This window comes from uncultured Bacteroides sp., assembly GCF_949298305.1.
Lineage (GTDB): Bacteria > Bacteroidota > Bacteroidia > Bacteroidales > Bacteroidaceae > Bacteroides.
Genome location: NZ_CASFWU010000118.1, coordinates 1 through 7174 on the forward strand (window position 1 = coordinate 1; position 7174 = coordinate 7174).

The 7174-nt window shown below is 46.9% G+C and carries 10 protein-coding genes and 2 pseudogenes; 5 read left to right on the top strand and 7 right to left on the bottom strand.

All coding sequences use genetic code 11. From position 1 onward, the window contains the following. Both Q1Y74_RS12740 and Q1Y74_RS12745 read left to right on the top strand, forming a co-directional pair. Positions 1-141 (top strand): annotated as a pseudogene (locus Q1Y74_RS12740) (CDP-diacylglycerol--serine O-phosphatidyltransferase); the annotation flags it as partial. Between the two features lie 65 nt (positions 142-206). After that, positions 207-470 carry a DUF4834 family protein gene (locus Q1Y74_RS12745; RefSeq protein WP_300814685.1) on the top strand — a complete coding sequence of 88 codons (264 nt, stop codon included), beginning with the start codon at positions 207-209 and terminating at the stop codon, positions 468-470. Positions 471-479: 9 nt separating this feature from the next. On the opposite strand, the pseudogene Q1Y74_RS12750 reads toward Q1Y74_RS12745, so the two are convergent. The 3 genes and pseudogenes from Q1Y74_RS12750 to Q1Y74_RS12760 form a co-directional block, all read right to left on the bottom strand. Further along, positions 480-2044: pseudogene (locus Q1Y74_RS12750) on the bottom strand (AAA family ATPase). A 98-nt stretch (positions 2045-2142) separates the two neighbouring features. Then, entirely contained in the window at positions 2143-2577 is a 435-nt protein-coding gene (locus Q1Y74_RS12755) for a nucleoside deaminase (protein ID WP_300814686.1), read from the bottom strand. Positions 2578-2595: 18 nt separating this feature from the next. Continuing rightward, positions 2596-2829 (bottom strand): hypothetical protein, encoded by a 234-nt coding sequence (locus tag Q1Y74_RS12760; RefSeq protein ID WP_300814687.1) that lies wholly within the window; start codon positions 2827-2829, stop codon positions 2596-2598. A 154-nt stretch (positions 2830-2983) separates the two neighbouring features. On the opposite strand from Q1Y74_RS12760, the gene Q1Y74_RS12765 reads away from it, so the two are divergent. Genes Q1Y74_RS12765 through Q1Y74_RS12775 form a run of 3 tightly spaced genes read left to right on the top strand, consistent with a single transcriptional unit; the run spans position 2984 to position 4497 of the window. Beyond that, positions 2984-3349, top strand: a complete 366-nt coding sequence (locus Q1Y74_RS12765) for a YraN family protein (RefSeq protein ID WP_300814688.1) — start codon at positions 2984-2986, stop codon at positions 3347-3349. Positions 3350-3383: 34 nt separating this feature from the next. Continuing rightward, positions 3384-3740, top strand: a complete 357-nt coding sequence (locus Q1Y74_RS12770; protein ID WP_300814689.1) for an MmcQ/YjbR family DNA-binding protein — start codon at positions 3384-3386, stop codon at positions 3738-3740. Beyond that, positions 3724-4497: a biotin--[acetyl-CoA-carboxylase] ligase gene (locus Q1Y74_RS12775; RefSeq protein ID WP_300814690.1), complete on the top strand. Its 774-nt coding sequence runs from the start codon at positions 3724-3726 to the stop codon at positions 4495-4497. Before Q1Y74_RS12770 ends, Q1Y74_RS12775 begins: the two co-directional genes overlap by 17 nt. A gap of 138 nt (positions 4498-4635) precedes the next feature. Here Q1Y74_RS12775 and Q1Y74_RS12780 read toward each other — a convergent pair whose 3' ends face one another. The 4 genes from Q1Y74_RS12780 to Q1Y74_RS12795 all read right to left on the bottom strand — a co-directional run. After that, positions 4636-4833, bottom strand: a complete 198-nt coding sequence (locus Q1Y74_RS12780) for a hypothetical protein (RefSeq protein WP_300814691.1) — start codon at positions 4831-4833, stop codon at positions 4636-4638. A 6-nt stretch (positions 4834-4839) separates the two neighbouring features. Continuing rightward, entirely contained in the window at positions 4840-5154 is a 315-nt protein-coding gene (locus tag Q1Y74_RS12785; protein WP_300814692.1) for a helix-turn-helix domain-containing protein, read from the bottom strand. Beyond that, positions 5154-5894, bottom strand: coding sequence for a hypothetical protein (locus Q1Y74_RS12790; RefSeq protein WP_300814693.1), 741 nt, complete (start codon positions 5892-5894; stop codon positions 5154-5156). The genes Q1Y74_RS12785 and Q1Y74_RS12790 overlap by 1 nt, the downstream gene beginning before the upstream one ends. Positions 5895-5905: 11 nt before the next feature. Then, positions 5906-7174 (bottom strand): type ISP restriction/modification enzyme (locus Q1Y74_RS12795; protein WP_366914112.1); only part of this gene is annotated, 1269 nt, incomplete at its 5' end.

The following is a 7174-nucleotide window of genomic DNA, read 5'->3' on the forward strand; positions in this document are numbered from 1 at the left end:
CTGTCGTGGAAAGACAACAAGGTGAGCTTCACTTTTCTGATTTTCTGCATCCTGTTCCTTGCCTTCCTGCAAGTGAAAGGTTTTGCCACCTGCATTGTATGGTACATACTGCTTTCCTGGCTGACAGCAAAGAGAGGCTAAACATTCTGTTTGGCACGGTTGTTGTAGTACCGTTCATAGTAACGAACACATAAAAACATTATCCTATGTTTCACTTTATCGGATTCATATTCCTCATTATAATAGCCATCCTGCTTATTGGCCTCAGCCTCATTGCATCATTTGTCCGCGGACTTTTCGGATGGGGACGTCGTACGGACAGCCCCCGCTCATCTTTCTATGGTACAAGCAATTCTTCTTCAACCAATGAGAAAGCAACTGCCGAAGAAGGCAGATCGCATCCGAAACGCAAGAAGATATTCGACAAGGACGAAGGTGAATACGTAGACTTCGAGGAAGTCAAGGAGTAAACCCTCGCCTTAACGGCACATCCAATCACTGATAGTACCCGTCTCTGAGGAGAAGGTCGCACCTATCTGATACAGCTTACGCGGGTCGGCCGAGTATTCGCGTACATACCCTTTTGCCTCAATCTGCCGCAAAGCCTCCGAGGCCGTACCGTCCAGTTTGAACTCGAAGATATAAATGTATTGCCGGGTTTCCACCACACAGTCCACCCGTCCCTGACTTTGCACCTTCTCCACGTAGACGGTATAGACGCTGATAAGCCGCATAATGAGATAGAACGTATATTGGAAGTAGCGTTCCCTTTCCGCCTCGTCTTCCTTGCGGCGCATGGTGTAGGGGATGCTGGCCAGGAAAGATGTGAACAAAGCCCGCAAAGTATCGGTATCGCCGGCCTCCATCGTCTCCACCACATCGTCTATCCATCCGGGAACCGTTCCTTCGGTTTCAGGTACGAAGTTGCCACCATGGTCAGGAACCCGTTCTTCACCTCGTTATTGGGGAAGTCCAGCAGGAAGCGGTTGCTGTTCATCTTATAATCCTTGATGGTGAGATAGCCGCTCTGGTAAATCATGGGCAAAGGCATTTCCACGTCGGCCTTATAGTCTATGAATTCCTCGGGATGGTAATACTTCCCCGTCAGTTCGTTGAGATTCTCGTTGAAGTGGGCAAGCAGGCGGATGAGATAGGTGGGCGTGCCTGAACGGAACCAATAGTTGTCCAGACTACAGCCATCCAACGCATTAAGCAGACTGAACGGATTGTATACACCCGTCATCCGCTTGCTGAAATGATAGCCGTCATATTGTGTTCTGAGCCGTTCTTTCATCTCCTCCACACTGCAACTATATTCCTGCGCCATGCAGGCTATCGGTTCGGCAAAGCATTGCTCCAACTCCTCCTGGGTAATGCCGCACAACGTCTCATAGCGGACATCCATACTGATGTCTTTGGGCTGGTTGAAGCCGCTGAACACGCTCACCTGCGAGAACTTCGTCACCCCTGTCAGGAGCACAAACTGAAGATGCTTGTCCGCCCCCTTAAAAACAGAATAGAAACCCTTCAACACATTGCGGTGCCGGTCTTCCAATGCCTGATTGGCATCAAGCACGTCCAAGATAGGTTTGTCGTATTCGTCTATGAGCACCACGGCGCGAAGCCCCGTCTGACAATGAGCGGCTTCAAGCACTTTGATGAAGCGGCCTCCCAAATCCATTTCCTCTTTGTCTGGGAATAAACCATACCGCCGCTCCCAGTCGGACACGTACCCATTCAGTCGCTGCTCCAACACCCCTTCCTGCGTAAAATTAGAGCCATTAAAATCCACACAAAACACCGGATAAGCATTCCATTCCTTCTCCAGCAATTCAATGGCCAGTCCCTTGAACAAATCCTTGCGACCCAAGAAATAGTTCTCCAGTGTGGACACCAGCAGGCTCTTGCCGAAGCGGCGGGGACGACTCAGGAAATAAATCTTGCCCTCGTGTACAAGATTATAAATCAAATCCGTCTTGTCCACATAGACATAACCATCTTCAATTAACTGGTCAAAGCTCTGTATTCCGATAGGGTACTTCATAAGCGCGGCTTTTTAGTTCTTCACCATCTGCAAAGATAGAAGATTAAATGAAGAATGAGGAACAAAGCATGAAGTTTTTTGACGACGGCAGACGCGATTCAGCGCCGCTTGGAGGCAAAGAACTCCTTCATCAGCGCCGCACACTCGTCGGCCAGTACCCCCTTCGTCACCACGGTCTTGGGATGCAACGCCTGCGGGGCATAGCGGCTGTAGCCACGCTTCTCATCTTCCGCGCCATAGACCAGCCGGCCCAACTGTGCCCAGGCAATGGCTCCGGCACACATCACGCAAGGCTCCACCGTGACATAAAGGCTGCACTCGTTCAGATACTTCCCGCCCAAGGCCGAAGCCGCCGCCGTGATAGCCTGCATCTCGGCATGGGCCGTGACGTCCGTCAGTGTCTCGGTCAGGTTATGCCCTCGTGCAATGATGCGGTCCTTGCACACCACCACCGCCCCCACGGGCACCTCGTCCCGTCCGGCGGCCTTCTGCGCCTCTGCCAGCGCCTGCTTCATGTAGTAGGTATCGTCCATAGATGAGTCATCCGTCAACTACCGCCGCATGTCGTGCTCGCCGAACAGGGTTGGATAGTCGTCCTCCATTTTCTTGTGAATGAACATGAGAACCGTCTCCCGCAACCAGCGCGACTTGTTGGTTATCTTGTACTTGTCAAGATAACGGTTCACCAGCCGCAGCTCGTCCTCACTCATCAGGCACACCATGCGCTGCCTGCGTTGGGGCTCGCCCGCCGGGGTCTTGGGACATTTTTTGCTTCTCTTTCTCATATTTCCTGCAAAATTAGTTTTACTTCTGTAAAAACAAAGCAGAAAAAGCGTAATTTTGTGTCAGGACATCCATTTTACGCAGGTTTCGTGCAAAGAGCCTGAAAAAAAGATGCCTGCAAACAAGAGTTACAGAACCCCTAACGGACTGAAGCGTATGGCAAAGCACAACACACTCGGAAAAGCCGGAGAAGACGCCGCGGCCAACTACTTGGAAGCCAACGGATACGTCATCCTCCACCGCAACTGGCGGAAAGACCACCTGGAGCTGGACATCGTAGCGGCCAAAGACTATGAAATCGTCTTTGTGGAGGTCAAGACCCGCAAGAACACCGAATACTGCGAGCCTCAGGATGCCGTGAACCGGCAGAAGATCCGCCGCCTGACCCTCGCCGCCGATGCCTACATCAAATCGTTCGGCATCGACTCTCCCGTCCGCTTCGACATCGTCACCGCCGTAGGCGAAGAAGGCGGCTTCCGCATCGAACACATTGAGGAAGCCTTTTACCCGCCTCTGTTCTGAACCCTCCGGCAACAAGCCCTAAAAATCAAACGTCATGGATATAGAAGCCCTCCGCGAATACTGCCTCAGCAAGAAAGGCGTCACCGAATGCCTGCCCTTCGACGAATATTCGCTCGTGATGAAGGTCATGGGCAAGATGTTTGCCCTCATCGACCTGGAAAGCGCCAACAAGGTCAGCCTGAAATGCGACCCCGCCTATGCGCTCGAACTGCGCGAACGCTATGCGGCCATCGAAGGCGCCTACCACTTCAACAAGAAACATTGGAACCAGATCCGGCTGGACGGCGACGTGAACGACAGCCTGCTCAAACAGCTGACCGACCACTCCTACGACGAAGTAATCAAGAAATTCACCCAAAAAATGAGAACAGAATATGAAAGCCTCATCTGAACCTTTTGCGTTTCCGCTGATAGCACTGGAGGAAACGGACTCGACCAACCAGTATCTGATTCAGCTCTGCAACGAGCAGGGCAATGCCACCCCCGAGTTCACCACCGTCACCGCCCAATTCCAGAGCTCGGGCAAAGGGCAACGCGGCAACAGCTGGGAGTCGGAACCCGGCAAGAACCTGCTGTTCAGCTTCGTGGCCTACCCCACCTTCCTGCCCGCACGCCGCCAGTTCATCCTTTCGCAGATAGCATCGCTGGCCGTCAAGGAAGAGTTGAACCGATGGTCCAACGACTTCTTCATCAAGTGGCCGAACGACATCTACTACCGGGAGAAGAAGATAGCCGGCATGTTGATTGAGAACGACCTCAACGGGGCGTACATCGGACGGAGCATCTGCGGAATCGGGCTGAACCTCAACCAGGAAACCTTCCTGAGCGACGCGCCCAACCCCATCTCGCTGAAACAGATAACGGGCAAGGAAGCCGACCGCGACGAAATCCTGGCCAACATCATGAAGCGGCTGCAAATCTACTACAACGGGCTGCGCATGGAGGACTTTGACACCTTTGCCGCCGAAGTGTCCGCCCGCTATGCCCGTTCCCTCTTCCGCCGCCGCGGCTACCATCCCTACGAAGATGCCAACGGCCGCTTCCAGGCACGCCTGCTGCGTGTGGAACAGGACGGTCACTTTGTGCTGGAGGACGAGGACGGCGAGGAACGCAGTTACCTGTTCAAGGAAGTGCAGTACGTGCTTTGAGCAGCCGGCAGCCGCAGACAAGACAGTCTCAGGTCGGAGCTTTCACGGGAGCCTATCAGGACGCAAGCCCTGCATCATTCAGTGACAACCAACTGAAGGGCTGTGGATATACCTTTCAGTCCCCCAAATAATCTCCCGCTATTGCTCCACCGGAGGCTTGCTGTGGTTTGCACGAGGCGGCGTGGAGGTTTCCGATGGTAAAGACAATTTATCATCGTCAACGTTGTACAGACCCTCAGCCCCATTTTCTCCATTAATCCTTTCAAGTTCATCTTGAAAGCGTTCCCAGGCCATCAAATCTTCATGCCAACTTTCTAATTCTTCCCAATCGTCCATACATTCTTATTCAATAATTTTCCAATAACCATGCTTTCTACCTCCCATACGTTTCAGCAAGCCAAGTTCTTGAAGTCGGGAAAGATTGTATTTTACACCATCCTCCGTAATGTCAAAAAGGCTCTCGCTTATCTCTTTTCGGGTCGCTTCCGGATGTTCTTTTAGGAATGACAGTATTGCTTGTTGTTGTTCCGTTAGGCTTTGCACACCCTTTTGGGTAGTCTTTTGGATAGTCTTTTGGGTAGTCTTTTGGGTAGTATTCGGCTCGTTTGGGATAGTTGCCCTTTCTGGATACTCAAACCTGAATATCGTCCAAATCATTAATAGGGGTGGATGATTTTTTCCTTGTCTTCATCAGAAATTATCTTTGTGGGATTGGTCACTATCTCTGATAACCTTTTGTTTAGCAGCTTCATTACCCTTTCATATTCCAATTGTATTTTACAGAAATTCCTACTCAATCGAATCTTTTTATCATTTTCTTTAATAGGAGCAATAAATTCATCTACAACATCGCTTAATAATTTTCCATAATTTTCCCCGTGTGAAGTAACCATCCAATGGTCATCTGATATACATTGAAGCCCAATGGCAAAAGTCTGACTATTCAAATCTGCAATATATTTTCTAAGATAACCGAAAATCCAGTCATAATCTACTCTATCAGTTTCGATGGAAGAAACTAACGCCCTGTGCATAGCTTGAAAAGCATTTCCACAAACGATAAAAGACTGGCCATTATTATATTGAACAAGTGACGAAATTATATCAAAACCTTCTTGCATAACAAATTCTTGTTGATTTAGCTTAATCTCAATTTCTTCATTACGCTTAATAATATCACTGTATTTTTTCTTTTGAATTGCAATATCCTTTTTTAATTCTATGGCATTATAAATTTGATAGCCAATAACAAAAGCCGCTGCTAGACTCAACAATGTAACAATTGTCCCGATATAAGTTTCACCGGTAATCTCAAAAGGAGTTACTTTTAATAAAGAAAACCCTATAGCAATTGTAATACCAATTGTTAGTATTGCATTAATCATCCATTGTTTCATAAGAGTACAATTTATTCAAATTTTAATTTAGGCAATCCTTTCACAATCTCCACCGTCTGTACAGATACATTTATCACACGAAGTAGAAGGTTAAGGATATATTTTTCGTCGTTGTGTTCACGTGCCCAATCGTTTGGGTCATTGGTAATACCACTTTTCTTGTCTGTAGTTATGGCATAACGCTCCATAATCCATTCAATGGCCGATTTGCCGTTCACCACATATTCGTATGCTTCTGCAGGAATATCCTCTATGGTAATAGCGTTGTTATAATAAATAATACTCTTATCGACTGTTTTACTGTCTATTTTTCCGAAACGCATCTTCTCAACATGATAGTTAATGCTTTCGCCCTTATTAGCGAGCGGGGCATAGATTATCTGGCATTTGCGATATGGCTCTATTGTTTCATAATTCAGATGCAAGTCGGCAAGTTCACGTCCAGCTTTACTAAATGCCCAATAATCTTCTATGTTTTCAACCAAAGGCAAACATGGCAATGATTTTTTTAAGTCTGTTGCAAACATAGTACGATATTCTGATGAATGGAGTAATCCGTACACGTAATAAAATATATCTTCTTTTGTTGCTTTATAACCGTATTGTTTACGAATAGTATTCAATATCCAGTCACTTATACCGTCTTTACGTTCATAACTATCTTTGTCCTCTGTATTTTGATAGAACAAATCCATTATATCCGGATTACTATTATCATACCAATAGAGAGGAAAGCATTGTCCATTAAACTGTAGTTGTAAATCCGGAATACAGTCTGTAATAATTACAGAAAAGTCCTTACTTGAACCAATACCCGATACACAAATTACGAGATTCTTATGATTGGGGGTAGGAAATAACTTAGGAGAAAGGCCTATACTTTCAATAAGTTCCGAAGCAAAATAAATATGCTGTTTTTGAAATGGACGATATAATCCTACGTTCAGTTTTTCTTTATTATATTGAATCTGAAGATTTCGCCTAAGATTATTCCGTAAAGATCTTGTCCAACTTATTTTAGTGTCATCCGTATCAATAAATTCTTCTACTGATAAATTGGCATTCTCTTTTATTGCATTCGAATATGCTTCTCTTTGATTATTGTAGAAATCAATCATAGACCGCATATTTCTTTCAAGCACCTGTTGAGAAGAATTATAAACCCATGCATCACGATTAGTTGCCACACCAATAGCATACGTTTCAAAGAAACTTTTCTGCCCTTTTACAAACTTCTTTTCCGGCTCAATGGGTATAAACAACTTAAACATTTCGTTACG

What these genes read in the sequence shown, in the direction of transcription:
- Q1Y74_RS12790 (WP_300814693.1), bottom strand. Translation starts at nt 5,894, where the DNA reads ATGAAACAATGGATGATTAATGCAATACTAACAATTGGTATTACAATT.
- Q1Y74_RS12765 (WP_300814688.1), top strand. Translation starts at nt 2,984, where the DNA reads ATGGCAAAGCACAACACACTCGGAAAAGCCGGAGAAGACGCCGCGGCC.
- Q1Y74_RS12755 (WP_300814686.1), bottom strand. Translation starts at nt 2,577, where the DNA reads ATGGACGATACCTACTACATGAAGCAGGCGCTGGCAGAGGCGCAGAAG.
- Q1Y74_RS12780 (WP_300814691.1), bottom strand. Translation starts at nt 4,833, where the DNA reads ATGGACGATTGGGAAGAATTAGAAAGTTGGCATGAAGATTTGATGGCC.
- Q1Y74_RS12785 (WP_300814692.1), bottom strand. Translation starts at nt 5,154, where the DNA reads ATGATTTGGACGATATTCAGGTTTGAGTATCCAGAAAGGGCAACTATC.
- Q1Y74_RS12770 (WP_300814689.1), top strand. Translation starts at nt 3,384, where the DNA reads ATGGATATAGAAGCCCTCCGCGAATACTGCCTCAGCAAGAAAGGCGTC.
- Q1Y74_RS12745 (WP_300814685.1), top strand. Translation starts at nt 207, where the DNA reads ATGTTTCACTTTATCGGATTCATATTCCTCATTATAATAGCCATCCTG.
- Q1Y74_RS12775 (WP_300814690.1), top strand. Translation starts at nt 3,724, where the DNA reads ATGAAAGCCTCATCTGAACCTTTTGCGTTTCCGCTGATAGCACTGGAG.
- Q1Y74_RS12760 (WP_300814687.1), bottom strand. Translation starts at nt 2,829, where the DNA reads ATGAGAAAGAGAAGCAAAAAATGTCCCAAGACCCCGGCGGGCGAGCCC.